This window comes from Salinispora vitiensis, assembly GCF_000378825.1.
GTDB lineage: Bacteria > Actinomycetota > Actinomycetes > Mycobacteriales > Micromonosporaceae > Micromonospora > Micromonospora vitiensis.
The window spans coordinates 3,366,206-3,389,583 of the sequence record NZ_KB900388.1 but is presented as its reverse complement, the minus strand read 5'-3'; the positions used below and the strand labels follow the sequence as shown (position 1 = coordinate 3,389,583).

At 71.0% G+C, this 23,378-nt stretch carries 25 protein-coding genes and 3 tRNA genes; 18 read left to right on the top strand and 10 right to left on the bottom strand.

Translation table 11 applies throughout. The features are described 5' to 3' along the window. Window positions 1–8 precede the first annotated feature (8 nt). The 3 genes from SALPAC2_RS0115940 to SALPAC2_RS0115930 are packed head-to-tail and all read left to right on the top strand — an operon-like array spanning window position 9 to window position 1,199. Window positions 9–203 carry a hypothetical protein gene (locus SALPAC2_RS0115940; protein WP_018217636.1) on the top strand — a complete coding sequence of 65 codons (195 nt, stop codon included), beginning with the start codon at window positions 9–11 and terminating at the stop codon, window positions 201–203. Window positions 204–207: 4 nt separating this feature from the next. Beyond that, window positions 208–627, top strand: a complete 420-nt coding sequence (locus SALPAC2_RS0115935) for a TadE/TadG family type IV pilus assembly protein (protein ID WP_018217635.1) — start codon at window positions 208–210, stop codon at window positions 625–627. Then, on the top strand, window positions 612–1,199 hold the full coding sequence (locus SALPAC2_RS0115930) for a TadE/TadG family type IV pilus assembly protein (protein ID WP_018217634.1): 588 nt from the start codon (window positions 612–614) through the stop codon (window positions 1,197–1,199). The genes SALPAC2_RS0115935 and SALPAC2_RS0115930 overlap by 16 nt, the downstream gene beginning before the upstream one ends. On the opposite strand, the gene SALPAC2_RS0115925 is transcribed toward SALPAC2_RS0115930, so the two are convergent. Continuing rightward, window positions 1,183–1,899, bottom strand: a complete 717-nt coding sequence (locus SALPAC2_RS0115925) for an MOSC domain-containing protein (protein ID WP_018217633.1) — start codon at window positions 1,897–1,899, stop codon at window positions 1,183–1,185. The two genes, SALPAC2_RS0115930 and SALPAC2_RS0115925, sit on opposite strands and share 17 nt — an antisense overlap. A gap of 42 nt (window positions 1,900–1,941) precedes the next feature. Between SALPAC2_RS0115925 and SALPAC2_RS0115920 the strand changes: the two genes are divergently transcribed. Further along, window positions 1,942–2,391 (top strand): pilus assembly protein TadG-related protein, encoded by a 450-nt coding sequence (locus tag SALPAC2_RS0115920; RefSeq protein ID WP_018217632.1) that lies wholly within the window; start codon window positions 1,942–1,944, stop codon window positions 2,389–2,391. Between the two features lie 14 nt (window positions 2,392–2,405). Then, entirely contained in the window at window positions 2,406–3,626 is a 1,221-nt protein-coding gene (locus tag SALPAC2_RS0115915) for a LysM peptidoglycan-binding domain-containing protein (RefSeq protein ID WP_018217631.1), read from the top strand. A 45-nt stretch (window positions 3,627–3,671) separates the two neighbouring features. Here the strand turns inward: SALPAC2_RS0115915 and bluB are convergent, their stop codons facing one another. Continuing rightward, window positions 3,672–4,301, bottom strand: a complete 630-nt coding sequence (gene bluB / locus SALPAC2_RS0115910) for a 5,6-dimethylbenzimidazole synthase (RefSeq protein ID WP_018217630.1) — start codon at window positions 4,299–4,301, stop codon at window positions 3,672–3,674. Between the two features lie 146 nt (window positions 4,302–4,447). Here bluB and SALPAC2_RS0115905 point away from each other — a divergent pair, with 146 nt between their 5' ends. After that, window positions 4,448–5,209 carry a crotonase/enoyl-CoA hydratase family protein gene (locus SALPAC2_RS0115905; RefSeq protein WP_018217629.1) on the top strand — a complete coding sequence of 254 codons (762 nt, stop codon included), beginning with the start codon at window positions 4,448–4,450 and terminating at the stop codon, window positions 5,207–5,209. Between the two features lie 20 nt (window positions 5,210–5,229). Here SALPAC2_RS0115905 and SALPAC2_RS0115900 read toward each other — a convergent pair whose 3' ends face one another. The 3 genes from SALPAC2_RS0115900 to SALPAC2_RS0115890 are packed head-to-tail and all read right to left on the bottom strand — an operon-like array spanning window position 5,230 to window position 9,031. Next, entirely contained in the window at window positions 5,230–6,630 is a 1,401-nt protein-coding gene (locus SALPAC2_RS0115900; protein WP_018217628.1) for an MmgE/PrpD family protein, read from the bottom strand. Window positions 6,631–6,658: 28 nt separating this feature from the next. Then, a complete protein-coding gene (locus SALPAC2_RS0115895) occupies window positions 6,659–8,089 on the bottom strand; it encodes a dihydrolipoyl dehydrogenase family protein (protein ID WP_018217627.1) in 1,431 nt (476 codons plus the stop codon). A 9-nt stretch (window positions 8,090–8,098) separates the two neighbouring features. After that, complete coding sequence (locus tag SALPAC2_RS0115890; RefSeq protein ID WP_018217626.1) at window positions 8,099–9,031, bottom strand: phytoene/squalene synthase family protein; 933 nt, start codon at window positions 9,029–9,031, stop codon at window positions 8,099–8,101. Window positions 9,032–9,096: 65 nt separating this feature from the next. On the opposite strand from SALPAC2_RS0115890, the gene SALPAC2_RS0115885 reads away from it, so the two are divergent. The 7 genes from SALPAC2_RS0115885 to SALPAC2_RS0115855 all read left to right on the top strand — a co-directional run bounded on the left by SALPAC2_RS0115885 (window position 9,097) and on the right by SALPAC2_RS0115855 (window position 13,865). Continuing rightward, complete coding sequence (locus SALPAC2_RS0115885) at window positions 9,097–10,251, top strand: polyprenyl synthetase family protein (RefSeq protein ID WP_018217625.1); 1,155 nt, start codon at window positions 9,097–9,099, stop codon at window positions 10,249–10,251. 29 nt (window positions 10,252–10,280) lie between these two features. After that, window positions 10,281–11,759: a phytoene desaturase family protein gene (gene crtI / locus SALPAC2_RS0115880; protein ID WP_018217624.1), complete on the top strand. Its 1,479-nt coding sequence runs from the start codon at window positions 10,281–10,283 to the stop codon at window positions 11,757–11,759. Beyond that, on the top strand, window positions 11,756–12,370 hold the full coding sequence (gene idi / locus SALPAC2_RS0115875; protein WP_018217623.1) for an isopentenyl-diphosphate Delta-isomerase: 615 nt from the start codon (window positions 11,756–11,758) through the stop codon (window positions 12,368–12,370). Before crtI ends, idi begins: the two co-directional genes overlap by 4 nt. Then, window positions 12,360–13,334, top strand: a complete 975-nt coding sequence (locus SALPAC2_RS0115870) for a MerR family transcriptional regulator (RefSeq protein WP_018217622.1) — start codon at window positions 12,360–12,362, stop codon at window positions 13,332–13,334. Before idi ends, SALPAC2_RS0115870 begins: the two co-directional genes overlap by 11 nt. A 183-nt stretch (window positions 13,335–13,517) precedes the next feature. Then, window positions 13,518–13,590: transfer RNA gene (locus SALPAC2_RS0115865), tRNA-Glu, on the top strand. A gap of 26 nt (window positions 13,591–13,616) precedes the next feature. Further along, a tRNA-Asp gene (locus SALPAC2_RS0115860) sits at window positions 13,617–13,690 on the top strand. A 101-nt stretch (window positions 13,691–13,791) separates the two neighbouring features. Further along, a tRNA-Phe gene (locus tag SALPAC2_RS0115855) sits at window positions 13,792–13,865 on the top strand. Between the two features lie 76 nt (window positions 13,866–13,941). Here SALPAC2_RS0115855 and SALPAC2_RS25460 read toward each other — a convergent pair. Next, a complete protein-coding gene (locus tag SALPAC2_RS25460; protein ID WP_018217621.1) occupies window positions 13,942–14,319 on the bottom strand; it encodes a tyrosine-type recombinase/integrase in 378 nt (125 codons plus the stop codon). A gap of 225 nt (window positions 14,320–14,544) precedes the next feature. On the opposite strand from SALPAC2_RS25460, the gene SALPAC2_RS0115845 reads away from it, so the two are divergent. Together SALPAC2_RS0115845 and SALPAC2_RS27985 are read left to right on the top strand one after the other, a co-directional pair. Continuing rightward, a complete protein-coding gene (locus SALPAC2_RS0115845; RefSeq protein WP_018217620.1) occupies window positions 14,545–15,066 on the top strand; it encodes a hypothetical protein in 522 nt (173 codons plus the stop codon). 232 nt (window positions 15,067–15,298) lie between these two features. Next, complete coding sequence (locus SALPAC2_RS27985) at window positions 15,299–15,397, top strand: type II toxin-antitoxin system HicB family antitoxin (RefSeq protein ID WP_223874141.1); 99 nt, start codon at window positions 15,299–15,301, stop codon at window positions 15,395–15,397. A gap of 64 nt (window positions 15,398–15,461) precedes the next feature. Here the strand turns inward: SALPAC2_RS27985 and SALPAC2_RS0115835 are convergent, their stop codons facing one another. Next, complete coding sequence (locus SALPAC2_RS0115835; protein ID WP_026184785.1) at window positions 15,462–16,751, bottom strand: hypothetical protein; 1,290 nt, start codon at window positions 16,749–16,751, stop codon at window positions 15,462–15,464. A gap of 621 nt (window positions 16,752–17,372) precedes the next feature. Here SALPAC2_RS0115835 and SALPAC2_RS0115830 point away from each other — a divergent pair. Next, a complete protein-coding gene (locus SALPAC2_RS0115830) occupies window positions 17,373–17,915 on the top strand; it encodes a GNAT family N-acetyltransferase (RefSeq protein WP_018217618.1) in 543 nt (180 codons plus the stop codon). 115 nt (window positions 17,916–18,030) lie between these two features. Here SALPAC2_RS0115830 and SALPAC2_RS0115820 read toward each other — a convergent pair whose 3' ends face one another. Both SALPAC2_RS0115820 and SALPAC2_RS0115815 read right to left on the bottom strand, forming a co-directional pair. Beyond that, window positions 18,031–18,609 carry an ArsI/CadI family heavy metal resistance metalloenzyme gene (locus SALPAC2_RS0115820; protein WP_018217617.1) on the bottom strand — a complete coding sequence of 193 codons (579 nt, stop codon included), beginning with the start codon at window positions 18,607–18,609 and terminating at the stop codon, window positions 18,031–18,033. 314 nt (window positions 18,610–18,923) lie between these two features. After that, window positions 18,924–19,886, bottom strand: coding sequence for an ArsR/SmtB family transcription factor (locus SALPAC2_RS0115815; protein WP_018217616.1), 963 nt, complete (start codon window positions 19,884–19,886; stop codon window positions 18,924–18,926). Between the two features lie 59 nt (window positions 19,887–19,945). On the opposite strand from SALPAC2_RS0115815, the gene SALPAC2_RS0115810 reads away from it, so the two are divergent. Further along, window positions 19,946–21,121 carry an MFS transporter gene (locus tag SALPAC2_RS0115810; RefSeq protein ID WP_018217615.1) on the top strand — a complete coding sequence of 392 codons (1,176 nt, stop codon included), beginning with the start codon at window positions 19,946–19,948 and terminating at the stop codon, window positions 21,119–21,121. A gap of 45 nt (window positions 21,122–21,166) precedes the next feature. Here SALPAC2_RS0115810 and SALPAC2_RS24925 read toward each other — a convergent pair whose 3' ends face one another. Further along, entirely contained in the window at window positions 21,167–22,432 is a 1,266-nt protein-coding gene (locus SALPAC2_RS24925) for an MFS transporter (protein WP_018217614.1), read from the bottom strand. A 60-nt stretch (window positions 22,433–22,492) separates the two neighbouring features. Here SALPAC2_RS24925 and SALPAC2_RS0115800 point away from each other — a divergent pair, with 60 nt between their 5' ends. After that, window positions 22,493–23,251, top strand: coding sequence for a DeoR/GlpR family DNA-binding transcription regulator (locus SALPAC2_RS0115800; RefSeq protein ID WP_026184783.1), 759 nt, complete (start codon window positions 22,493–22,495; stop codon window positions 23,249–23,251). Window positions 23,252–23,378: the final 127 nt, after the last annotated feature.

The following is a 23,378-nucleotide window of genomic DNA, read 5'->3' as shown; positions in this document are numbered from 1 at the left end:
AGCCCGCCATGTCCTTCCTCGTTCACCTACAGGTCGCGCTGGCCGCGCGCCTGGCCGAGCTGCGCTCCGACCGTGAGCGGGGGGACAGTCCCGTCCCCACCGCCGTGATCATCTTTGGTCTGGTGGCCGCCGCGATCACCGTGACGGCGCTCGTCGCCACCCGGGCGGAGGACTGGATGAACGCCATTCCGGCCGCGCCCTGATCCGATGCATCTGCGACGGGCCTACCTCGCCCTGCGCCGCCGGCTCGGCGGCACGGACCGGGGCGCCAACCCGGTGGAGCTGGCGGTGGTGATGCCGGTGATCTTCGTGCTGCTCTTCGGGGCGATCCAGGTCGCCGCCGTCTTCATCGCCCGATCCACGGCGATGCACGCGGCGCAGAGCGGGGTCAACGCGCAGCGGGTGCTCAACGCCCCGCCGGACGCGGGCGCGGACCGGGCGCGCCGCTTCCTCGACGCGGCCGGCGGCTGGCTGGTCGACTGGGACTCCCCGGGCCCAAGTTGCCAGACCGACGCGACCGACGTGACCTGCACCGTCCGCGGCCGTTCGCTCTCCGTCGTACCCGGCGTCGACTTCCCGATCAGCGAGAGCGCACACGGGACGGTGGAACGGTGGACGGAGCCATGATCCGCGACCGTGGCCGACGCCGCGGCCCGCAACGCGACCGAGGCCGACGCGGCGACCGGCAGCGCGACCGCGGGTCGGTCTCCGTCGAGGCGGCGATCCTCGCGCCGGCCTTCATCGGGCTGATGGTCCTCGCCGGAGTCGCCGGTCGTACCGCGGTCGCGGCCGAGGCCGTCGAGGCGGCGGCGCACGACGCCGCCCGCGCCGCCTCCATCTCCCGCGACGCGGGCACCGCCGCCGAGCGGGCCCGGGAGGCGGCCGTCCGACAGCTCGACTGGCGCGGTCTGAACTGCACGAGTACGCCGACGGTCGACCTCAGTGGCACCGTCAACGGGCAGGCGACCAGCTTCGCCGCCGCGTTCCGGAGCCCGATCGGCCAGCAGGCAGCGGTGACCGTTCGCCTCTCCTGCACCGTCGACCTGTCCGACCTGCGGCTGGACACCATTCCGGGGGTGCCGAACAGCCGGCGGGTGTCCGCCAGCTTCACCTCACCGCTGGACCGTTACCGGAGCCGAGCTCTCGGGTTCGCGAACGCCGCCGTACCGGTGCCGAACCCGGCTACGGGCGGGCGGTGATGAGCGTGCGGGACCTCACGGTAACGGTGTCACCCACGGCGAGGCGGCCGGGGCGGACGACGGTCCCCCACACGCCGAAGGTCAGGTCCGGCCGCTCGGCGACGGCCTTGAGGAGCCGGCCATCCTCGGGTAGGTCGCCCTGCGCCATGTCGATCATGATGCACCGGGTCTGCAGCTTCTGTGGCCGCAGAATGACGGTCGGCCCGACCTGTAGGTCCTGGCCGAGCCAGCTGTCGTCGGGGAAGCCGACGCCGGGTAGGTCGATGACGAGGTTGGCGCGGAACCGTGCCGGGTCGACTGGTCCTCCGATCATCGTGGCGAGTTGGCGCAGCCCGGCCGTGGTGATCAGGCTGACGGGCCCCTCGTCGTGGTGCTGGACTCCCGCCTCACGGGCGATGGTGACGTCCCTGCCGAGGACGCGGCTGATCGCGGCGTGCCCGGCCGGGTCATCGGCGGCGAACACCTCTCCGGCCAGCAGCTCCACAGTGGGTACGCGCTCGCCGAAGCGCCCACGAAGGTGGAGCAGGCCGGGCATGCGCCGGAACCGGCGGGTGTTCTTGCCGCTGCCGATTTTGCCGTCAACGTCGCGGACCGCCCAGAGCCGGTCGCCGATGAGTCCTCGCTGCTCGATCTCGACGTCGTCGAGCCGCTCGCCGAGCAGTGACTTGATCGGGTATCTACGAATCTCAGCCACCTTCATCGAAGGCACGCTAGCGGTGACGCCGTACCGGTGGTGTCCCCAATGACCGCCGTGCCTACCCGCCGCAGCGCCTCGGGCCGGGACGACTCGGGTCGGGTCAGTGTCTTCCTGGCCATCGCCGCCCTGGGCATTCTCACCGTGGTGGCGCTCGCCTTCGACGGGGCCGGGCAGCTACGCGCGCTGCAGCGAGCTGACAACCTCGCCAGCGAAGCCGCCCGCGCCGGGGGGCAGTCGATCGACCTGGCCACCGCGATCGAGGGAGGGCCGAAGCGGATCGACCAGCCGCAAGCACGGCGGTCGGTGGCCGAGTATCTCGCCGCCGCCGGTGCCAGCGCACACACCGTCAGCTTCCCCGTGGTTGACGGGGAGTCCGTGGTTCGGGTGCAGGTCACCGTCACCTACGAGAGGTCGCTGCTCGGCCTCGTCGGCTTCGAAGACACCGTCAACGTCACCGGGGAGGCGACCGCTCGGGCGCTGACCGGTGGACTGTAGGAAGGAAGGCCGCCATGTCCACATCGGCTCGTCTCCTTGGCCGGGTGCTCACCGGATTCGGTGCCCTCGCCCTGCTCGGTGTGCTGCTGGTCGGCGCCCCGGTGGCGCTGCTCGCGTTCGCCGGTAACCCCCTGCCGGCGCAGGTGCCGACCCTCGGGGAGATCGGCACGGTGCTGATCAGCCGCGACGACGGCCAGCTCTTCATCCGGGTGCTGGCGGTGGCCGGCTGGGTTGGCTGGGCCACCTTCGCCCTCTCGGTGCTGGTCGAGTTGGGCGCCCTCGCCGTCCGTCGCCCCGCCCCCCGGTTGCCGGGGATGGGCCGGCAACAGCGGGCCGCCGCCGCACTGGTCGGCTCAGTAGCATTGATCTTGGTGGCGAGTCCGGTGGCGGCCAGCGCGGCGGCGGTGGCGGCGGGTCCGCCAGCATCCACGGTGACGGTGGTAGCGGACCCAACAGCCCAAGCGGCGGCAGGCCCAACAGCCCAAGCGGCGGCAGGCCCAACAGCACCCAGGGCTGTGGCCGCATCGACCGTCGCATCCACTGCCTCAACCACATCGCCCGCAGACGCGCCGGAGCGGGCACCCGTCTATCGGGTGGCCAGGGGCGACTACCTCGGGTCGATCGCCGCGCGGTACCTGGACGGGTTCGAGGACTACCGGAGCCTGGCCACGCTGAACCGGCTGGCCGACCCCGACCGCATCCACCCGGGTCAGCTTCTGCGGCTGCCCGCCGAGGCGCACGACCGTGGCCCCGGCCCCCACGCCACCGGACGGCTGGTCGCCCGACCGACCCCACCCCAGCCACCCGCGCCGGCACCGGCGTCGGCCGAGCAGTCAACACCGCCGTCGCCGGTGGAGTCGGCTGGTTCGGACTCGGCTGGTTCGGATTCGGCTGGTTCAGACTTGGCTGGTTCGGACTCGGCGGTTTCGGGGACGGCGGTTTCGGACGCGTCCTCGACGGATACGGCAGCTCCGGAGCAGACCGCTCCGGACCCGGCGGCGGAGGCGCCGGTCGTGGCCGTGGGCGCGGCCGGCCCTGGCGATCCGAACCGGGTGAACCGGCCGCTCGCCGTCTCGGCCGTCCTCGCCGTGTCGAGCATCGTCGGCGCGCAGATCGGCGCGGCGCTCGGCCTGCGTCGACGCCCGGCGACCGCTCGCACCGGGACCGACCGTCGCGCGCTGCCAGGCGGTCAACGGCGGTGGGAACTGCCGGCTGGCCGGCACCGGCGAGACTGACTCCGCCCCTACGACTGACTCCGCCCCTACGACTGTTCCCGGCCCCTACGCCGGCGGGTCGCCCCAGCAGTCGGTGTGCACGGCCTCGGCCAACGGGCGCTTGCTCCGCCAGCCGTGCCGGGCCAGATCGGGTACGGCTTCGAAGTGGGTGACCGGGCCGAGGCAGAGCCAGGCCACCGGACGGATCCCGGCCGGGATCCGGAGCAGTTCGGCGAGCCACTGCTCCCGGTAGAACGACACCCAGCCGACACCGAGCTGCTCGGCGGTCGCGGCGAGCCAGAGGTTCTGGATGGCCAGGCAGGCCGAGTAGAGCCCGGTGTCGGCGATGGCGTGCCGGCCGAGCACCGCCGGTCCGCCCCGGGCCGGGTCGTAGGTGACCACGATCGACAGGCTGGACTCCAACACCCCGTCGATCTTGATCCGGGCGAACCTCTCGGCCGCCTCCCCGGTCAGGGTCGCGGCGAAGACCTCCCGCTCGGCGCTGACGTGCTCGTGAAAGGCGCGGCGCAGCTCCGGGTCGCGGACCACGATGAAGTCCCACGGCTGCGAGTAGCCGACGCTCGGGGCCGCGTGGGCGGCGGCGAGCACCCGGTCCAGGGCCTCGGCGGGCACCGGCGCCCCGGTGAACTGCGCCCGCACGTCCCGGCGGCGGTGGATGACGTCGTACAGGTCCATCGGGCACCTCACATGATCACGTCGCCGAGCAATCTAATCCGATCTCCAGGGACGATGCCAGCCCGCACGCCGAGATCGGGCGCCCCGGCACCCCGCAGGTGGGCTGGCTCTGGCGGGCCGGACACCGCCGGGGTCATGCTGTCCCGATGGGCGTACGCGTCGAACGGTCCGCGACGGTGACCACAGTGATCCTGGATCGGCCGTCGGCGCGGAACGCCGTGGACGGTCCGACCGCGCGGGAGCTGGCCGACGCTTTCCGCGCCTTCGAGGCTGACCCGGACGCGGCGGTGGCGGTGCTCTGCGGTGCGGGCGGCACGTTCTGCTCCGGTGCCGACCTGAAGGCCATCGGCACCCGTACCGGCAACCGGGTCACACCGGACGGGGATGGCCCGATGGGCCCGACCCGGATGACGCTGTCCAAGCCGGTGATCGCGGCGATCTCCGGGTACGCGGTGGCGGGCGGGCTGGAGCTGGCGCTCTGGTGCGACCTCCGGGTCGCCGAGGAGGACGCGGTGCTCGGCGTCTTCTGCCGGCGTTGGGGCGTACCGCTGATCGACGGCGGGACGTTTCGGCTGTCCCGACTGATCGGCGAGAGCCGGGCGATGGACCTGATCCTCACCGGCCGTCCGGTGCCGGCGCCCGAGGCGTACGCGATGGGTTTGGTGAACCGGCTGGTCGCCCCCGGTACGGCTCGGACCGCGGCCGAGCAGCTGGCCGCGGAGCTCGCCGGGCACCCGCAGACCTGTCTGCGCAACGACCGGGCCGCGGTGCTGGCCACGGCGGCGCTGCCGGAGCCGGCGGCGCTGGCGACCGAGCTGGCGTACGGGATGGAGTCGTTGGCCGCCGACGCGGCGGCCGGGGCGGCCCGGTTCGCCGCGGGTGCCGGCCGGCACGGCGCCGGTGCCTGACGGGGCCGAGGCCGGACGGGTCAGTCCAGCGCGCCGCCGACCGCCGGGGCGAGCAGCGCGAGCAGCGCCGCCGGGGCGTCCCGGCGCTCGTCCAGGTGCAGCACCAGGTCCTCGATCGCCCGCTGTCGGTGCCGGTCCAGGATGCGCCCGGTCAGGTCCCGATACTTGTCCACGATGTCGGCGTTACTGAGTGGACGCCGCACCGAGCCGAGCGGCGTTTCGGTGTGCTGCTCGTAGGTCTGACCAGCATCGGTGGTCAGGCGCACCCGCCCGGTGGACGCCGGCCCGGACCCGCGGTTCACGGTCATCCGGTCGATCAGCCGCCACACGTCGTCCTGCTCCAGCCGCTCCGGTCGGAACTGTTCCACCGAGACCGCGCCGTCCAGCAGCGCCGCCGCCGTCGTGTAGCAGACGGACATCTGCGCGGCGACGCTCTCGATCGGCCGGTGCAGCGGGAAGACCGCGTGGTCGAAGACGGACTCGGCGACCTCGATCTCGATCCGTTCGATGGTGGCGGGGTCGAAGCCGTCTGTCGTCCGCAGCGCCAGCGCCGCGTCGATCGCCGGGTGGGTGTACGCCATCGCCGCGTACGGTTTGATTGTCTGTTCCGGCAGATACCAGTGTTCGCCCAGCGCGTCGCCGATCGCCGACGGGTCGGTGTCGTGCCGCGCCGTGAAGGCCGCCAGGTATCCGCCGTAGCCGCGTTCGAAGACCCGCTTGATCCCGATGTAGTCGCCGGCCGCCAGGGTCGCCGCGACCAGGCCGTTGCGGGCCGCGAAGCCGTGCTGCATGCGCTTGACCATCGACTCGTACTGTGCGGCCATCAACCCACCCGACTGGGTCGCGGCGATGCCCAGCGCGTCTTCGAACCGGGCGGGGGTCAGGTCGTACAGCACCCCGCCGGCCGCTGCGGCCCCCAGCCCGCCGAAGACCGCGCCGGAGTGCCAGCCCCGGGTTATCAGCGCTGGCCCGCCCAGCGCGCGGCCGACCCGGACGCCGGCCTCGAAGCCCAACACCTCGGCCCGCAGGAGGTCGACCCCGGTGACCGTCGCCCGCCGGCCGGCCACGGCCAGCAGCACCGGCAACAGCACCGCGTTGGCGTGCCAGGGAGTCCGGTACGACACGTCGTCGAGCTCGAAGCCCTGGATGAAGCTGCTGTTCAACAGCACCGCCGTGGACGCGTCGGTGCTGCGGTCCCATCCGGCGACCAGGCTGGAGCCGGGCTCCACGGTCAGGCTCCGCACGGCGATCTGGGACCAGGGCAGCCGGGCGCCGACCAGGAGGCAGCCGATGCCGTCCAGGATCAGGTGCCGGGCCCGGGTGGTGACGTCGGCGGGGATGGCGTCGATCGAGGTCTCCGCCAACCAGGTGACGAGCCGACCCGTTGGCCCGTCCGGGTCGGTCGGTGTCGCACCGGCCATTGTCGTCTCCGTTCCTCGCCCGGCCGGATCAGCCCAGGTCCCGCAGGGCGTCGGAGATGGCCCGGTAGAAGGTCGGGTACGCGTAGATCATGCTGCGGAGTTCGGCCAGCGGTACCGCCGCGTGCACGGCGACCGCCAGCCCGGAGAGCACCTCGCCGCCGGCTGGCCCGACCGACGTTCCGCCGACCAGCACCCCCCGGTCGGCGTCGGCGACGAGTTTGATCAGGCCGTCGGCGCGGTGGATCCAACCGCGGGCCGAGGAGCCCAGCGACACGCGGCCGACCTGGACGTTGATCCCCCGCTGGCGGGCCTGCGACTCGGTGAGCCCGACCGCCCCGACCTCCGGGTCGGTGAAGGTGACCCGGGGCAGCGCCCGGTAGTCGGCCCGGGGGACGGCCGTGCCGTTCGGGTCCGTCCCCGCTCCGGTGTCGGATCGATCGAGCTCGGGGCCTTCGACGGCATCAGCTCGACGGACGCGGTCGAGCAGGTCGGCGACGACGATGCCCGCCTGGTAGGTCGCGACGTGGGTGAAGGCGCCGGCACCGGTCACGTCGCCGACCGCCCAGATTCCCTCGGTGACGCGCAGTCGGTCGTCAACGGGTAGGAAGCGCTGGTCGGCGCGGACGCCGACGGTGTCCAGGCCTAGTTCGTCCAGGTGCGCCCGGCGCCCGGTCACCACCAGCAGCCGGTCGGCGGTGTACCGGGCGTCGTTCGCCCGCAGGGTGAATTTCTGCCCGTCGTGGTCGACCCGGTCCGCCAGCACGCCGGTGTGGATATTGACGCCGTCGGCGCGGAGTGCGGCGGCGACCACCTCGGACGACTCCGGCTCCTCGGTCGCCAGCACCCGGTCCAGCGCCTCGACCACGGTGACCTGGACGCCGAATCGCGCGAAGACCTGCGTCAGCTCCAGCCCGATCGCGCCGCCGCCGAGTACCAGTAGCGACTCCGGTAGCCGGGCTACCTCGATCGCCTGGTGATTCGTCCAGTAGGGGGTCTCGGCCAGCCCGTCGACGGGCGGCGCGGCGGGGCGGGTACCGGTGCCCAGTACGATTCCGTGCCGGGCCTGGAAGACCTGGTCGTTGACGCGGACCCGACCCGGTCCGTCGAGCCGTCCGCTGCCCCGGATGAAGCGTCCACCCTGGTTGCGGAACCGTTCCACCGCGACCCGGTCGTCCCAGTTGTCGGTGGCCTGCGCGCGGATCCGGTCCGCCACGGGTGCCCAGTCGGGCGATACCCGCGTCGATCCGGCGAATTCGTGCACCCGGTGTGCCTCGGCGAGGGTGTTCGCCGCCCGGATCATCATTTTGCTGGGCACGCATCCCCAGTACGGGCACTCGCCACCGACCAGGTCCCGCTCGATACCGACGACGCTGAGCCCGGCCTCGGCGAGCCGGCCGGCCACCTCCTCGCCGCCGACTCCGAGCCCGACGACGACCACGTCCACCAGCTCCGGCTCCATCCTGTCAGCCTAGGGACCGGTCCGGGTGAGTGTCATCAATGGTGGACCGGGCACCCGGACGGGAGTGCCGGTTCGGGTGAGCAGGGCCCGGGCGGTCTCCGTGAGCCGGTGGTGCTGCGGCACCCGGGCCCGGCGGGCGAAGACATCGAAGTCCTGCTCGGCGACCTCGTCGAGGATGCCGCCGTAGAGCGTGTAGGCGGTGCGGATGCAGGCCTGCGAGGCGGGGTCGAGCAGGGTGACCCCGGGTGCGGCGGCGGCGTAGTGCGCCTGGGCCCGAGTCACCTCGTAGCGGATCAGTTCCCGGATCGGTTCGCTGGTCCGGCCGGCGGCGCGCGCGGCCAGGAGATCGTCGCGGGTGACGTCGAAGCGGGCCAGGTCCGCGTCCGGCAGGTACGTCCGGCCACGGTCGAGGTCTTCGGCAACGTCCCGGATGAAGTTTGTCAGTTGGAAGGCGAAGCCGAGCTGGCGGGCGGGCTCGCGGGCGGCGACCGGGTCGGCACTGCCGAGGATCGGCAGCATCATCGTGCCGATGACGGCGGCGGAGCCCTCCATGTAGTGGAGCAGGTCGGCGTAGGTGGGGTAGGAGCTGACGGTCAGGTCCATCGCCATGCTGCGCAGAAACGACGCGAAGTCGTCTCGGTTCAGGTCGAAGACGGCGATGGTGTGTAGCACGGCGGGGAGCAGTGGGTCGGTGACCGGCTCACCGTGCAGGCCGGCGAGGAACCGCGCGGCCCAGTCGTCCAGCTGGGCGGCCCGCAGCGCCGCGGGCAACTCCTCGGTTCGGTCAACAATCTCATCCGCGTAGCGGGTGAAACCGTACAAAGCATGTACATGTCGCCGTTTCCACGTGGGAAGCAGCCGGGTGGCGAGATAGTAGGTGCGGCCGTGGTGACGGTGCAGCTCACGGCATCGGTCGTAGGCGGCGGTGAGATCCGTGTCCACCGGCCCCTCCCTAAAATCGACGCATGAATCGACGCAACTCGTAACCCTAGGATATGCTCCCGCGCATGGCCAACGACGCAGTTGTGGGTAAAGCCCCCCGGGTCATCCCGGCCCGCCGTGGTGGCGAAACCGACTCGGTCCGCGCCCGCTTGGCCGCCTACACCGGGGAGATCGTCGCCGCGGTTGACGACACCCTCGTCGACTTCCTCAACACCGAGATCGACGCACTGGCCGCGATCGACCCGAGCGCCGGCGAGTTCGCCACCATCGCCCGCGACAGCGTGTTGGCCGGCGGAAAACGGCTCCGTCCGACCTTCGCCTACTGGGGATGGCGGGGCGTGGTCGGCGACGCCGAGCCGCTGCCCCCCGTGCTGCCGGCGCTCGCCGCGCTGGAGTTGCTGCACGCCTTCGCGCTCACCCACGACGACGTGATGGACTCCTCCGCCACCCGACGTGGCCGGCCCACCGCACACGTCGCGGTCGCCGCCCAGCACGCCGCGGCCGGGCGGCGCGGCGACTCCGACAAATTCGGCGAGAACGTCGCCATCCTCGTCGGCGACCTCTGCCTGGTCTGGGCCGACCGGCTCCTCGCGCAGGCCGCCCTGCCGCCGGCCCGGCTGCTGGAGGTCCGGCGCTGCTACGACCAGATGCGGGTGGAGACCGTCGCCGGGCAATACCTCGACGTCCTCGGCGAGAGCGACCCGACGAACTGGTCGGTGGAGCGGGCCCTGCAGGTCGCCCGCTACAAAACCGCCAGCTACACGGTGCGGTGGCCGCTGCTCTTCGGCGCCCGGCTGGCCGGCGTCGGCGCCGACTCCCCACTGCTCGCGGCGTACACCCGCTACGGCCAGGCCGTCGGCGAGGCGTTCCAACTCTGCGACGACCTGCTCGGCGTCTACGGCGACCCGGCCACCACCGGTAAACCCGCCGGTGACGATCTGCGTACCGGCAAGCCGACCGCGCTGCTGATGCTGGCCCGCAGTCGGGCCGACTCCGCGCAGCGTCGCGCCCTGGACCAAGTCGGCGCGGGCGCGGACGACCGGGAGGTCACCCGACTGGCGGAGGTGGTCGCGGCGACCGGTGCCGTCGCCCAGGTCGAGCAGATGATCTCCGATCGGGTCGCCGAGGCGCTCGACGCCCTCGCCGCTCCAGCGATCGATGACACCGCGCGGACCGCGCTCGCCGGCCTCGCGACCGTCGCCACCCACCGGCGAGCATGATGGGCGCGTCTTCCCGAGGAGGTGGTCAGGTGCGCACGGTACGCGGGCGTACGGACCGAGTGGTGATCGTCGGTGCCGGGCTCGGCGGGCTGGCCTGCGCGCTGCACCTAGCCGGCAGCGGTCGCCAGGTGACAGTGCTGGAACGCGAGCCGGTGCCGGGTGGTCGGGCCGGTCGGCTCAGCGTCAACGGGTACGACTTCGACACCGGACCCACGGTGCTGACCATGCCGGACCTGATCGCCGAGGCGCTGCACGCCGTCGGTGAGGAGCTCGACGACTGGCTCGAACTGAGCCCACTCGACCCCGCCTACCGGGCGTACTATCCGGACGGCTCCACCCTGGACGTGATCACCGACACGACCCGGATGGCCGCCGAGATCGCGAAGGTCTGCGGTCCGCGGGAGGCCGACGGCTACCTCCGCTTCGTCGACTACGCCCGCGAGCTGTGGCGCCTCGAACGGGCCGACTTCATCGAACGCAACCTGGACGCCCCCACCGACCTGCTCACCGGGAACCTGCTGAAGCTACTCGCCGGCGGCGCCTTCCGGCGGCTCCAAACGAAGATCAACCAGTTCTTCCGGGACCCGCGTACCCAGCGCGTCTTCTCCTTCCAGGCGATGTACGCCGGGCTCGCGCCGCACGACGCGCTCGCCATCTACGCGGTTATCGCGTACCTCGACTCCGTCGCCGGGGTGCACTTTCCGCGCGGCGGCATCCACGCCGTCTCCCGGGCCATGGCCGGCGCCGCCGAGAAACACGGGGTGCAGCTCCGGTACGACACCACCGTGACCCAGGTGGAGACCGCCGCCGACCGGGCGACCGGTGTCCGTACCGCCAGCGGGGAGTTCGTCCCCGCCGACGTGGTGGTGCTCAACCCGGACCTGCCGGTGGCGCACCGGGAACTGCTCCAGACCCGGCACCGCCGGTTGACCTACTCCCCCTCCTGCGTGGTCCTGCACGTCGGGTCGACGCAGGGCTATGCGAAGATCGCCCACCACAACATCCACTTCGGGCGGGCGTGGCGCGGCACCTTTGACGAAGTCATCCGTCGGGGCGAACTGATGAGCGACCCGTCGCTGCTGGTCACCAACCCGAGCCGGACCGACCCGTCGGTGGCCCCCGCCGACCGGCACGCCTACTACGTGCTGGCGCCGGTGCCGAACCTCGACCGGGCCCCCTTCGACTGGCGGGGTGGCCTCGCCGACCGCTACGCCGACCGGCTGGTGCGAACACTGGAGGAGCGGGGCTACGTGGGCTTCGGCGACGGCATCGAGGTGCTGCGGACGGTCACCCCCGCCGAGTGGGCGGAGCAGGGCATGGCCGCCGGCACGCCGTTCGCCGCCGCGCACAGCCTCTTCCAGACCGGGCCGTTCCGCCCGCCCACCCTGCACCGCGGCCTCGCGAACGTGGTCTTCGTCGGCTCGGGCACCCAGCCCGGAGTCGGGGTGCCGATGGTGCTGATCTCCGGCAAGCTCGCCGCCGCGCGGGTGACAGGAGACCCTTCGTGACCGGCCGGGAAGCCCACCTGGTCGAGCTGGTGGACGAGGCCGGCGTGGTGACCGGTCAGACCACGGTGCGGGCCGCGCACCAGCCGCCGGGGCGGCTGCACCGGGCCTTCTCGGTGCTACTCGTCGACCCCGACGGCCGAGTCCTGCTCCAGCGCCGGGCCGCGGTGAAGACCCGCTTCCCGCTGCGCTGGGCCAATGCCTGCTGCGGCCACCCGCTGCCCGGCGAGCCGTTGACGATCGCCGCCAACCGCCGGCTCGGCGAGGAGCTGGGCGCCGCCCCGGTCGAGCTGACCGAGGTCGGCAGCTACATCTACCGGGCCGAGGACCCGACCACCGGCAGGGTCGAGTTCGAGTACGACCACGTCCTCCGGGGCGACCTGCCGGCCCACGCCCCGCTGCGTCCGGATCCGGAGGAGGTCGCCGAGCTGCGCTGGGTGCCCCCGGCCGTGCTCGCCGCGGAGCTCGACGCCGACCCTCCCGCGTACGCCCCGTGGTTGGGTGGGGTGCTCAACCGGCTGCTTCACCCGGGCGGGCCCACCCTGCGTCAGCCAGACCTGCGTCAGCCCCCGCTGGCGGCCGAGGACGCTCCGGAGCGGCCAGGTGGCGGATGAGGCACTGAGCGCTGGCACCGTCGCCCGCCGGCTGGGCGTCGCGGTGACGACCCTGCGCACCTGGCATCAGCGCTACGGGCTCGGGCCCAGTGAGCACGTCCCCGGGCACCACCGCCGCTACACCCCGGCCGACCTCGCCCGCCTGGAGACCATGCGGCGGCTCACCGCCAACGGGGTCGCCCCGGCCGAGGCCGCCCGTTGGGCCGTCCAGGCCCCCGACGCCGCGCTTCCCGCTCCCGCTCCCGCTCCCGCTCCCGCTCCCGGTCCCGGTCCCCGGATCGAGAGGCGGGGGGCGCGCGACGGCGGCGGCGCGACAATCCCGGTGGGCCGGTCCGGCCCGGCCGCCCGGGGGCTGGCCCGGGCCGCCATGCGACTTGACTCCAACGCCATCAACGAGGTGATCGACCGCGCCATTCGCACCGACGGCGTGGTCACCACCTGGGACACGCTGCTGCGACCAGTGCTCGCCGGGATCGGTGAACGGCACGCCGCCACCGCGGCGCTGATCGAGGTCGAGCACCTGGTGTCCCGCTGCGTGTCGGAGGCGTTCGCCGCCGTGGTCCGCGCGCACGCGCCCCACGGGCCGCCTCGCATCCTGCTCTCCTGCGCCGACGAGGAGCAGCACAGTCTGCCGCTGGAGGCGCTCGGCGCGGCGCTGGCCGAAACTGGGATCGCCCACCGGCTGCTCGGGGCCCGAGTGCCGGTGCGGGCGCTGCTGGAGGCGGTCAACCGTACCGGGCCGGCTGCGGTCGTGCTGTGGTCGCAGACGCGGAGCACCGCCGATCCCACCCAGCTCACCGCCCTGCTCGCGGGCCCCCATCGGCCGCTGCTGGTCTTCGCGGTCGGACCGGGCTGGCGGGCGGACAGCCTCCCTGCCGGGGTGGTGCGTCCGGTGGACCTCGCCGAGGCGCTCTCGCTCGCCGCAGCCGTACGCGACTCGCTGGACCAGCCGGCCGCGGGGTAGGGGCGGCTGCGGTGCCGAGCCGGCCCGGAGCCTGGGTCTCACCTGCGGGTTTCCGTTCCGGCGGGGAGCGCCGGGACCGGTTTGGTTGAGCGGCCGGCCATCACGTATGCTTTCTAAGCCTCCGGCGGGGCCGGATGGGAGCAAGACCGTCAGAAGTTGTGAGTGTGCAATGATGGCGGGGCCGCCCTCATCGTCTAGCGGCCCAGGACGCCGCCCTTTCAAGGCGGTAGCACGGGTTCGAATCCCGTTGGGGGCACGGTCCGACCTCGGTCGGATGAGCAAGGTCCTGTGGAGCAGTTGGAGTGCTCGCCGCCCTGTCAAGGCGGAGGTCGCGGGTTCAAGTCCCGTCAGGACCGCAAACGTCGAAGGCCGCGCCAGCACGCGCGGCCTTCGACATATCGGGCAGGTGCCCCGGCCATCGGCGACCTCGACGGGCGGGTATCATGACCCGAAGCGCGGCCAGGTAGCTCAGTTGGTACGAGCGTCCGACTGAAAATCGGAAGGTCGACGGTTCGACCCCGTCCCTGGCCACATAGCCTTTCGCCGGGCTATACGGTCCCCACCAGCGGAAACGTAGGTGGGGATCTTTGCTTTGCTGGTGGTCGGCTCACCGTTCAGCCCCGGGGTTGCTCACGGATTGCTCACGCGGCTCTCTGTGGGGCCGGTAACGAGTCAAGAGTTTGACCGCTTCTTCGACCTGTTGCGCGGTTGTCCGGCGCATCAGGTGCGCGTACACCCGGCGCGTGACCTCCGGCGTCGAATGCCCGAGGATCAACTGAACGACCTCGATTGCAACGCCACCAGCCAGCATCAGCGAACACGCGCCATGCCGCGTGTCAGGCAACCGAACCATCGGTAGGCCGCACTCCACCACATGCTGCTCGAACTCCACCGTGATCCGATCCGGTCGAAGGGGTAGCCCGTCCGGGCGACAGAACACCAGCCCATGGTCCTTGGTCGAGATGACTGGTGGGGTCGCTCTCATCGCGGCTGCCACCGCTGGTTGGTGTGGCTCTCGCCTGGCGTGCGTCCCGCCGGTTACCGCGGCGGAGAGAGGCCCAAGAGGAACTGTCCGGCTCTACGGCGGTAGCCCAACCCGATCCACGCAAAAGTGACGGCCGGCGAACGCACGATCGGCGGCATGAGCGAAGGGGCAGCGACCAGTCGCCCCAGTCGGCAGCATGGAACGCTTGCTAGGCATGATGATGTGATGTCGACGCAGCGATACCTCGTTCTTCACGACTACGGCATGGGCGGCCTGTGGTGGTGGATTCGCGCCAGGTCGGTCCGCGAGGTGCAGGAAGCCTTCGCCGAGGTTGAGGTCGTCGACGACCCCGCCGCTGTCGCGCGCGCCGAGGGCTGGGATCTCGACGAGGTGGACATCGGTGCGGCGACTCTTCCTGCTGGTTTGGACGGACTACGCGCGATGCGCGACAAGCAGCGCGCGCTGCCCGGTTTCGGCGCGCTCGCCGACAAGCAGGTGCTGTTCTTGCGCCAGTTGTGGGACGACGACGAGCCGGCGACGTACCTGATGGAGGTCGGGCCGGACGGTCGCCGTGTCCGGCAGGTGGAGGTCGCCGAGGACGGCACCGGGATTAAGACGGATGCCGATGATTGGCCCTTGAATCCGCCGATGGTAGATCTTTTCGATCCGCAGTTGCCGAACCAGGAAATCGATCGTGATGAGTTCGAAAGAGCGTGGGCAGCCGCACGGTGGGAAGACAGCCGGTAGTCCTATCGGTGGCGGCTTGCAGCAGTGACCTACGCCCGATCTGCGACATGAGCAAGCGCGCGTTTACACGTTCCCTTGGTGCGAGCCTGGCGTGCCTGAGAAGTTGTTCGACCACCCAGCCCTGCCGATGCCCGGGAAGGCAGCGTGAGCCAGGGTGTACTCAACGGAGCCACCGGCCAACTGGCGGAGATTGCTGCCCGCCGGCGCTAAATCTGCGGTTCCGGGGTCTGAGATGCGTGAGGCCATCGCTTTTCACCTGGAGGGCCTGCGCGAGGCGGGCGTGCCGGTTCCGGCACCGAAAGCGGTCAGCGTTGATTTGATCGCGGCGTGATGCACGCTGCCCGCGTACGGGGAGGCCGCCATCCGGCAGCCTCCCTCGCGAACCGCACGGATTGCTAACCGGCGCAACCAGGTACGTCGCCAGAGCAGTTGTTCGGCCGGTTCTTGACCACGATGGTGCCGGTGGCGGTGTTCAACTCGACCGTTCCATTGATATTGAAGATGCCCCCGCCGTCGGTGGTGGCGATATTCTTGACCACCTTCGTGTCGAAGAGACTGGCGGTACCACTGAACGTGTTGTATATGCCGCCGCCCTCGCCACCTGCCTGGTTTCCGGTGACCTTTGTTCGTCGTATCACCAGCGAGCCGGTGTTGTAGATGCCGCCAGCGTCGGTGGCGGCCGTGTTGTTTTCGATGTTGCTGTTCTCGACCACAACGGAGGAGCTCGGGTTTGTTCCCAGGCCGCCCACGACGCTTGTGGTGGCGACGTTTTCGGAAACGGTGACAGATTTGAGGGTGAGTTGTGTGTTGAGGTTCACGAGGATGGCGCCGACTTCCATCGCGGTGTTGTTCGTGATGTCGGTGTCCGTCACGGTGCCGATTCCGATGAACATGACAAGGCCGCCGGTGCCGAATGAAGCGTGATTGGCGTTGATGGTGCTGCTGTCGATCTGGACATCGCCCGCGCCGAAGACCCCAGCTCCGACGAAGCCAGTGGTGTTAGCGCGCACGTGAGTCTTACGGATCTTGAGTACGCCAAAGCTGAGGACCCCTCCACCGAAAACGGCGGCGCGATTGTCATCAACGGAAGAGTGGTTTATGTGGGTAATGCCGTTGTTGGCGATGCCCCCGCCGTTGCCGTCGGCGATGTTGCGGGTGATAGCGCTGTCGTTGGCGGTGAGTCTGCCGCCGGTGTTGACGAGGATCGCGCCGCCGTCGCCGATGGTCTGTCCGCCGGTGACTTTCAGGCTGTTCAGAGTGAGGTCGCCGCCGCCGTTGATGGTGAGGATGCGGAACAGGTCGGCGGTGGCGGCGCGTTCGATGGTGGTGTGTTTGTTGCCGTTGAGGGTGATGGGGGTAGTGATGGTGGGCAGGCCGGCGCCGTCGAGGTTGGTGGTGAGCAGGTAGGTGCAGTCCTTGGCGAGGTCGAGGGTGGCGCCGCCGCGGGCGTTGGCGAGGGCGATCGCGGCGATGAGGGCTTCGGCGTCGCAGGGCACAGGGGTGCCCTTGGGCTGTTTCCCCTTCATCCCGGTGCCCTTGCCGTAGTGCTTGCCCCTGCGGTCGTCTCGGGTAGCGCGGCGCTCGTCAACGGAGGGGGCGTCCTCGGCGGCAGCGACGTCGTCTTTGATCGCGCTGGCGGCGGGGGTGACGACCGCGCCGCCGGCGCCAAGGGTCAAACCGGTCATGCCGGCCAACCCGATGGCCCACCACCGGTTTCTGGCTCGGCGTGCCCGGGGCTTGTCGTGGTCGTGGTCGTGGTCGTGGTCGTGGTGGGGTTGGGCCATCACAGTCTCGGTCTCCTTTCTCCGTGAACGGCGAGCAACGCACACCTGCGGTGGCCGTTCCTCGGCTACCGGGCAGGCGATAGCGGCCACCTTCAGCTAACCCCGGCACGGGCCCCACGCAGCCATGAACACGAAAAAAGCGCTTAAATAAGACAGACATGCGGCGCGAGTCATGCCAACGGCCGGACCTCCCGACTGATCCGGGGCGGACAGGGTCCCGGCGCGATGGGCGTCGGCACCCTGGCCCGCCAGCCGCGTCGAACGGACCGGGCCCCGCCCCGACCGGAGTGTCCTTCCCCGTTCACGGACGAGGAGCCGCCCCAGGGTGGTGCGGTGTGGCGCTCCTCGGGCTACCAGGTAGGTGGCAACCAACCCGAGTAAAATCCGTTATAGGGCGTTTAAGGGTTAGATATGCGAGTAAAACCCCCCAAACGAGATGCGAGCCTGCTTACATGCGCGGGGTAGTCGCGTTGAGCTGCGGTAGCTTTGCATCCCGTGACAGCACCTGAGATCACCGTTGCCATGCCGGGAGACCGTGAGCGGGTCGTCGGCTCACTTGTCGCCGCCTTCGAGAAGGACCCCCTGCTGCGATGCTATTTTCCCGACCAGGCGACCTACCCTGAGTACGCCTCTGTCTTCTTCGGGTACCTCTTCGACAAGCAGGTGCATCAGCAAACGATCTGGACGATCGAGCGCGGAGCGGCGGTCGCGATCTGGCAGGCGCCGGGGGCAGGGGACGAGGGACTGGACGGCGTTCTCGCCGCTCACCTCCCCGCTGAGGCGCTGAGCCGCTTCGATGCCTTTCATGAGGCGATGGACGCGGCGGTGCCGGCAGAACCTTTCTGGTACCTCAGCGTCCTGGGCACCCATCCGGAGAGCATGGGTCGTCGGTGGGGCCACGCGGTCATGGCGATGGGGCTGCGGCACGCCGCCGCAGCGGGTCTTCCGGCGGTCCTGGAAACCAGCAACCCCGACAACGTCGAGATGTACCGGCGTGCCGGCTGGGAGGTGGTGAGCACCTTCGAGGAGCCGCTGCCTACCTGGATCATGCGGCAGTCCGGCTGACCGAGTTACCCGCCCCAACCACCTCGGCGGGACCGGCGGCATCGAGCGAGGCAGGGCCGCCGGCGCGGTCGTTGAGCGAGGCGCCGGCGGTCACTGCCTCGATGCGTACCGGCCGTCAGCAGCAGCCCGCCTGCGTGCCGCTGCCCACCGTTTCCTTCGCCCCGGTCGGGGTGCAGCAATCGCTCGCCCCGCTCGGGGTGCAGCAATCGCTCTCGGTCGCCTTCGCCCCGCCGGGGGTGCAGCACGCGCTCTCGGTGGTCGGGGTGCAGCACGCGCTCTCGGTGGTCGGGGTGCAGCAATCGCTCTCGGTCGCCTTCTGGAGTTGGTCGGAGTCGGCCTTGACGGTGTAGACCTCCCAGGGCTCGTTGCCGGGGCCGTGCACCCAGACCTTGTCCTGGAGCGCGTAGCAGCACTCGGTGTTCTGCTCCTCCAGGGTGGTAAGCCCGGACTCGGCGAGTCGACGGGTCGCGGCGTCTACCTCATCGGTGCTGGGCACCTCGACCCCCAGGTGGTCCAGCGCGGTGGCCTGGTCCGGCTCACCTTCCAGGAGTACGAGCTTCAGCGGCGGGTTCGCCACGGCGAAGTTTGCGTAGCCGGGGCGGCGCTTGGCTGGCTCGGTGTCGAACAGCTTCGAGTAGAAGGCGATCGAGCCTTCGAGGTCGGAGACGCGGAGCGCGAGCTGTACCCGGGACATGGTTTTCCTCCTGCTGGGTTCGTCATCTGGTTATCGGCGTGGGGGGGGTGCGACGCCGGCTTCGCTGTCTAGATGTTTCTCGAAGCAAGCTCTAGTCTGCCCCCTGATTTGAAGACTGTCAACCTAGAGCCTTATCTAAACAGCCTTCCCGTCCTGCTGTGCCCCGGGCCCGTTTGTCCGGTCCACCTGAAGCTGGCACCGTCCACGGTTGTTGGCACCAGTGGTGGCACCGTCCGGATTTTGTTGGCACCGATGTCCGGTTCCCGTGAGAAGGTGGCAGGGGCCTTCTTGATCATCAGCGGCTGGGTGAGTGGTCACGGCGTCGGGTGGCGGTTGCTGCGGACGAGGTGTTCGCCGCTGTCGGTGCGGTAGTAGAGCACCGAGCGCCCTGCCCGCCTGCGGCGTACGAGCTGTGCGTCGAGCAGCACCCGCAGATGTCTGCCGATCGACCCGAGCCCGCTGCCGGTCAGCGCCACCAGCTGCGTGGTGCTCAGCGGTGTGTCGAGCAGACACAGCGTCTCCGCCCGCCCCGGTCCGAGCAGCCGCGCCAGCGCCTGCGGCGGTGCGCTGCCGCCTGGCTCCGCCAGCCGCGCCGAACACGGATAGATCACCGCGTACCGTTTCGGCAGCCGCCAGGCTACCCAGCCGCGCCGGGCGCTGCTCGGGATGAACAGCAGCTGCGCACTGGACAGGGTGCGGGGCGGGTTGTCGTACGCGTTGATCTGCAACCGGCCGTCGCCCAGCCACCGCATGCCGGGCCGTAGGCGGTCGAGTGCAGCCTTCCAACCGACCGCGCCGAGCTGCTGTGCGCGGGCGACGATGTCGGCCTCGAACAGCCGTCGCCGCCGTGCCCAATCGGGTTCGACGGTGTGCGTCCACACCCACTCCAGCAGATCGGCGGCGCGTTCGGCCAGGTCAGGTCGGTCGAGCGAGGCGTCGACCGGGCCGTCGGCCCGCAGGTCGGCCAGGGCTGTGGCGGCCGGAGTGCGGCGTACCCGGGCCAGTTCGGCCGCGAGGCTGTCGCCCAGCTGCGGCGGCACGGCGAGGAAGTCGGCGACCGAGCGGGCCCGCAGCGCCGCGCGCACCAGCGGCCGCCGCACCGGGTCGGTCGCCATCATCCGCCGGTACGCCCCCACGTGCGCCCGCAGCCACTCCTGCTGCCCCGGCGGCGCATGCCCGTACTCCAGCAGGTTCAGGCACGCCAGCGCCTCGGTCAGCGGCGACACCGTGAACCGGCTGTCCGCCAGCACGTCGGTGTCGATCACCCAGACGCCCACGTTTCGCCTCCCCGCGAAACTGTAGCTGCAGACTTCTCCGCCGCCGGACACTGCCCGCCGTGCAGACCTATCGCGAGCTGTTCGCGCACCGGGAGTTCCGCGGGTTCTTCACCGCGGTGTCATTGCAGGTGGCCGCGGGCACCCTGAACGGGCTGGCGCTTGCCACCCTCGTGTTCGAGCGCACCGGGTCGCCGTTGCTGTCCGCGATCACCATGTTCGGCGCGTCGATCATGCAGGTGGTCGGCGCGATGACGCTGCTGTCCGCGGCCGACCGGGTGCCGCCCAGAGCGGCTATGACGACGATCGCGCTGGTTGGCGCGTCCGGATACCTGGTGATGGCCGTGCCGGGCCTGCCGGTGGCCTGCATCCTGGCGGTCCTGCTGCTGCTCGGGTTGGTCAGCTCGCTCGGCGGCGGTATCCGCTGGGGCCTGCTGGCGCAGATCCTGCCCGAGGGCGGTTACCTGCTGGGCCGTTCGGTGACGAACATGTCCGTCGGGGCGATGCAGATCGCCGGGTTTGGCCTCGGCGGCGTTCTGGTGGCAGCCGGGGTGTCGCCGCGGCTGGCGATGCTGGGCAGCGCCTGTCTGGCCTTGGTGGCCGCCCTGTGCTGGCGGGTCGCGCTGGTGCGCCGCCCACCCCGCGCGGTCGGCCGCCCGTCGGTCCGCCAGACGTGGCGCGGCAACGCGCTGCTGTGGTCGTCGCGCCCGCGGCGCGCGGTCTACCTGTCGCTGTGGGTGCCCAACGGGTTGGTCGTGGGGTGCGAGGCGCTGTTCATCCCGTATGCCCCCGGCGCCGCCGGGGCGCTGTTCGTGGCCGGGGCGCTGGGCATGCTGGCCGGGGACATGGTCACCGGGCGGTTCCTGCCGCCGGGGCGGCGGGCGGCGTTCATCACGCCGTTCCGCCTGCTGCTGGCGGTGCCGTACCTCGTCTTCGCGCTCGCGCCGGGCCTGCCGCTGGCGATCGTCGCGGTGGGGCTGGCCTCGGCCGGGTTCGGCGCGGGGTTGCTGCTGCAGGAGCGGTTGCTGGCGCTGACGCCGGACGAGCTGCGTGGGCAGGCGTTGGGCTTGCACAGTTCCGGCATGCTAACCATGCAGGCGGTCGGCGCTGTCACCGCCGGTCTGGTCGCCCAGCACTTGCCGCCGGGCACCGCGATGGCCGTGATGGCCGCCGCCTCGCTAGTGATCACCCTCGCACTGAGCCCGGCTCTGGCCTCCCCACCCACCCAGACGGGGTGACCGGTGATACACCAATGCCCCGTAGCGGCCGTCGCCGCAGGCTGATCAATAGGCGCCGCCGCCCGTTCTGGTACTCCGTACGGTTCGTGCAGCGGGCGCGGTCCGAACCGGCTGCGGAACCTCGTCGTCGAGCCGAGCCTCTCCCGCTTGGGGGTGAAGGACGTGGGCCGCGAGCGCGGCGACCAGGCAGAGGAGCGCGGGCAGGACGAACGTGTAGTTCAGGGGCATCAGTTGGGTGAGCGGCCCGATGACGGCGGGTCCACCGAGCATGCCGAGGTAGCCGAGGCCCGCGACGCGGGAGACGTTGGTGCCGGCAGCACCCGGGTCGGCGTGACCGGCCGCGCTGAAGAGCTGCGGGACGGCGCCGGAGAGACCGATTCCGAGCAGTGTCCACCCGGCGAGAGCGAGTGGGATCGACGGCGCGAGCGCGATGGTGGTGAGGGCGAGCGCGGCCAGCGCGCAGCCGTACCGGACGATGGCCGCCGGGCCGAAGCGGGCGGCGATGGTGTCGGTGAGGAAGCGTCCAATCGTCATGGCGGCGGCGAAGGCGCCATAGGCGAGCGTGGCGGTGGCGGCCGGGGTGTCGAACGCGTCGCGCAGGGACAACGTGCTCCAGTCGTTGGCGACGCCTTCGGTGAGCATCAGGATCAGTGCGAGCCCGGCGAGCGCCCAGATGCGCAGCGGAGTTTTGGTCCGGCGGCTCCTGGTGGTGCTGGCTGGGATCCGCGCGCCGGTGTTCGTCGGCAACGACAGCAGTGCGGGTGCGGCGACGGCGGTGGCTGCCAGGCCGAGGAGGCTGACCGTGGTCAGCGTGGTGGTTGGGCTCCAGTCCCAGCTGAGGGTCCGCGCGCCGACCAGCGCGGCGAGGACTCCGCCGACGGAGAACATGGCATGGAACGCGGACATGATCGGGCGTTTGTATCCGGCCTCGACCTGCACCGCGTGGGCGTTCATGCTGACGTCCAGGCAGCCGTTGCCGATACCCAGCACCAGTAGTGCCAGGCCCAGTGCCCCGGCGTTCCCAGCGAAGGCGGGCGGGATCAGCGTCGCGCTGCACAGGGCCGCGCTCAGCGGGACGACTCGACGCGCGCCGAAGCGGTCGGTGAGGGGCCCCACGACGTGCATCCCGACGAAGGCGCCGGCGCCGAGGAGTAGCAGGAGCCAACCGAGTGTGGCGTGGCTGATGCCGGCCCGGTGCTCGATGACAGGGATATGGACGACCCAGATCCCCAGGATGAAGCCGTTGAGGGTGAAGTAGGCGAAGGTGGCCAGCCGGGCCGCCCGCAGCGATTCAAACATGCAAGCGAACATAGCAAACATATTTTTTGTTCGAACCTCGAAATTTGAACGCAACTAGTGTTCAATGGGGGGATGGCGAGCGTGGACCGACACCGACACATCACCGATGCCGTACGCCGGGCCGGCCAGCTCAGCGTCGCGGAGCTGGCGGAGCAAACCGGCACCTCGGAGATGACCGTCCGTCGCGACCTGGAGCTCCTGGCCGAGCAGGGCCTGCTTGAGCGCTACCGGGGCGGGGCCAGAAGCGTGCTGCTGCGCGGCGAGGAACCCCCGTTCGCGCTTCGGGCGAACGACGGCGTGGAGGTCAAACAACGAATCGCCGCGGCGGTGGCCGAGATGATCGCCGACGGCGAGGCGGTCGTCATCGACGCCGGCACCACCTGCCTAGCGGTGGCCCGCGCACTGGCGCACCGCCGCCTTACCGTCATGCCGCTGTCCCTGCACGCGACCAACGCCCTCGTCGGCGCACCCCAACTGCGGCTGCTCCTGCCCGGTGGGGAGCCCCGCCCCGGCGAGCTGGCGCTGACCGGCCCCCTGGCGGAGGCATCCCTCGCCGCGCTGCGCTTCGACACCGCGGTCATCGGCTGCTGCGGCCTGACCGCCGCCAACGGGCTGACCGCGTACGACCTGGCTGACGCCGCGATCAAACGCGCCGCGATAGCCGCGGCCCACCGCGTCATCGTGGTAGCCGAGGCGGCCAAACTCTCCCGTACCGCCCTCGCCCTAGTCGCTCCCGCCACTGCGCTGCAGGCCGTCGTGACCGCCGACGACGCCCCCGACGAGGAGGTGGACGCCCTGAAAGCCCTCGGCGTCGCCGTGCGCCAGGTGTGACCCGTGGGCCGGTTCCGTGGGCGGCCGGTTCCCTGGGCTGGTCCCGTGAGCCCAGCTCATGGTGGGGATGAGCTGGGTGCTCGATAATCCGGGTGACATCGGCGGTGTGGGCTGCCTACCCTGACGA

Coding starts and splice junctions, on each gene's coding strand:
- SALPAC2_RS0115940 (WP_018217636.1), top strand. CDS start 9: ATGTCCTTCCTCGTTCACCTACAGGTCGCGCTGGCCGCGCGCCTGGCC.
- SALPAC2_RS0115935 (WP_018217635.1), top strand. CDS start 208: ATGCATCTGCGACGGGCCTACCTCGCCCTGCGCCGCCGGCTCGGCGGC.
- SALPAC2_RS0115925 (WP_018217633.1), bottom strand. CDS start 1,899: ATGAAGGTGGCTGAGATTCGTAGATACCCGATCAAGTCACTGCTCGGC.
- SALPAC2_RS0115920 (WP_018217632.1), top strand. CDS start 1,942: ATGACCGCCGTGCCTACCCGCCGCAGCGCCTCGGGCCGGGACGACTCG.
- SALPAC2_RS0115915 (WP_018217631.1), top strand. CDS start 2,406: ATGTCCACATCGGCTCGTCTCCTTGGCCGGGTGCTCACCGGATTCGGT.
- bluB (WP_018217630.1), bottom strand. CDS start 4,301: ATGGACCTGTACGACGTCATCCACCGCCGCCGGGACGTGCGGGCGCAG.
- SALPAC2_RS0115905 (WP_018217629.1), top strand. CDS start 4,448: ATGGGCGTACGCGTCGAACGGTCCGCGACGGTGACCACAGTGATCCTG.
- SALPAC2_RS0115900 (WP_018217628.1), bottom strand. CDS start 6,630: ATGGCCGGTGCGACACCGACCGACCCGGACGGGCCAACGGGTCGGCTC.
- SALPAC2_RS0115895 (WP_018217627.1), bottom strand. CDS start 8,089: ATGGAGCCGGAGCTGGTGGACGTGGTCGTCGTCGGGCTCGGAGTCGGC.
- SALPAC2_RS0115885 (WP_018217625.1), top strand. CDS start 9,097: ATGGCCAACGACGCAGTTGTGGGTAAAGCCCCCCGGGTCATCCCGGCC.
- SALPAC2_RS25460 (WP_018217621.1), bottom strand. CDS start 14,319: ATGAGAGCGACCCCACCAGTCATCTCGACCAAGGACCATGGGCTGGTG.
- SALPAC2_RS0115845 (WP_018217620.1), top strand. CDS start 14,545: ATGTCGACGCAGCGATACCTCGTTCTTCACGACTACGGCATGGGCGGC.
- SALPAC2_RS27985 (WP_223874141.1), top strand. CDS start 15,299: ATGCGTGAGGCCATCGCTTTTCACCTGGAGGGCCTGCGCGAGGCGGGC.
- SALPAC2_RS0115835 (WP_026184785.1), bottom strand. CDS start 16,751: ATGACCGGTTTGACCCTTGGCGCCGGCGGCGCGGTCGTCACCCCCGCC.
- SALPAC2_RS0115830 (WP_018217618.1), top strand. CDS start 17,373: ATGCCGGGAGACCGTGAGCGGGTCGTCGGCTCACTTGTCGCCGCCTTC.
- SALPAC2_RS0115820 (WP_018217617.1), bottom strand. CDS start 18,609: ATGTCCCGGGTACAGCTCGCGCTCCGCGTCTCCGACCTCGAAGGCTCG.
- SALPAC2_RS24925 (WP_018217614.1), bottom strand. CDS start 22,432: ATGTTCGCTTGCATGTTTGAATCGCTGCGGGCGGCCCGGCTGGCCACC.
- SALPAC2_RS0115800 (WP_026184783.1), top strand. CDS start 22,493: ATGGCGAGCGTGGACCGACACCGACACATCACCGATGCCGTACGCCGG.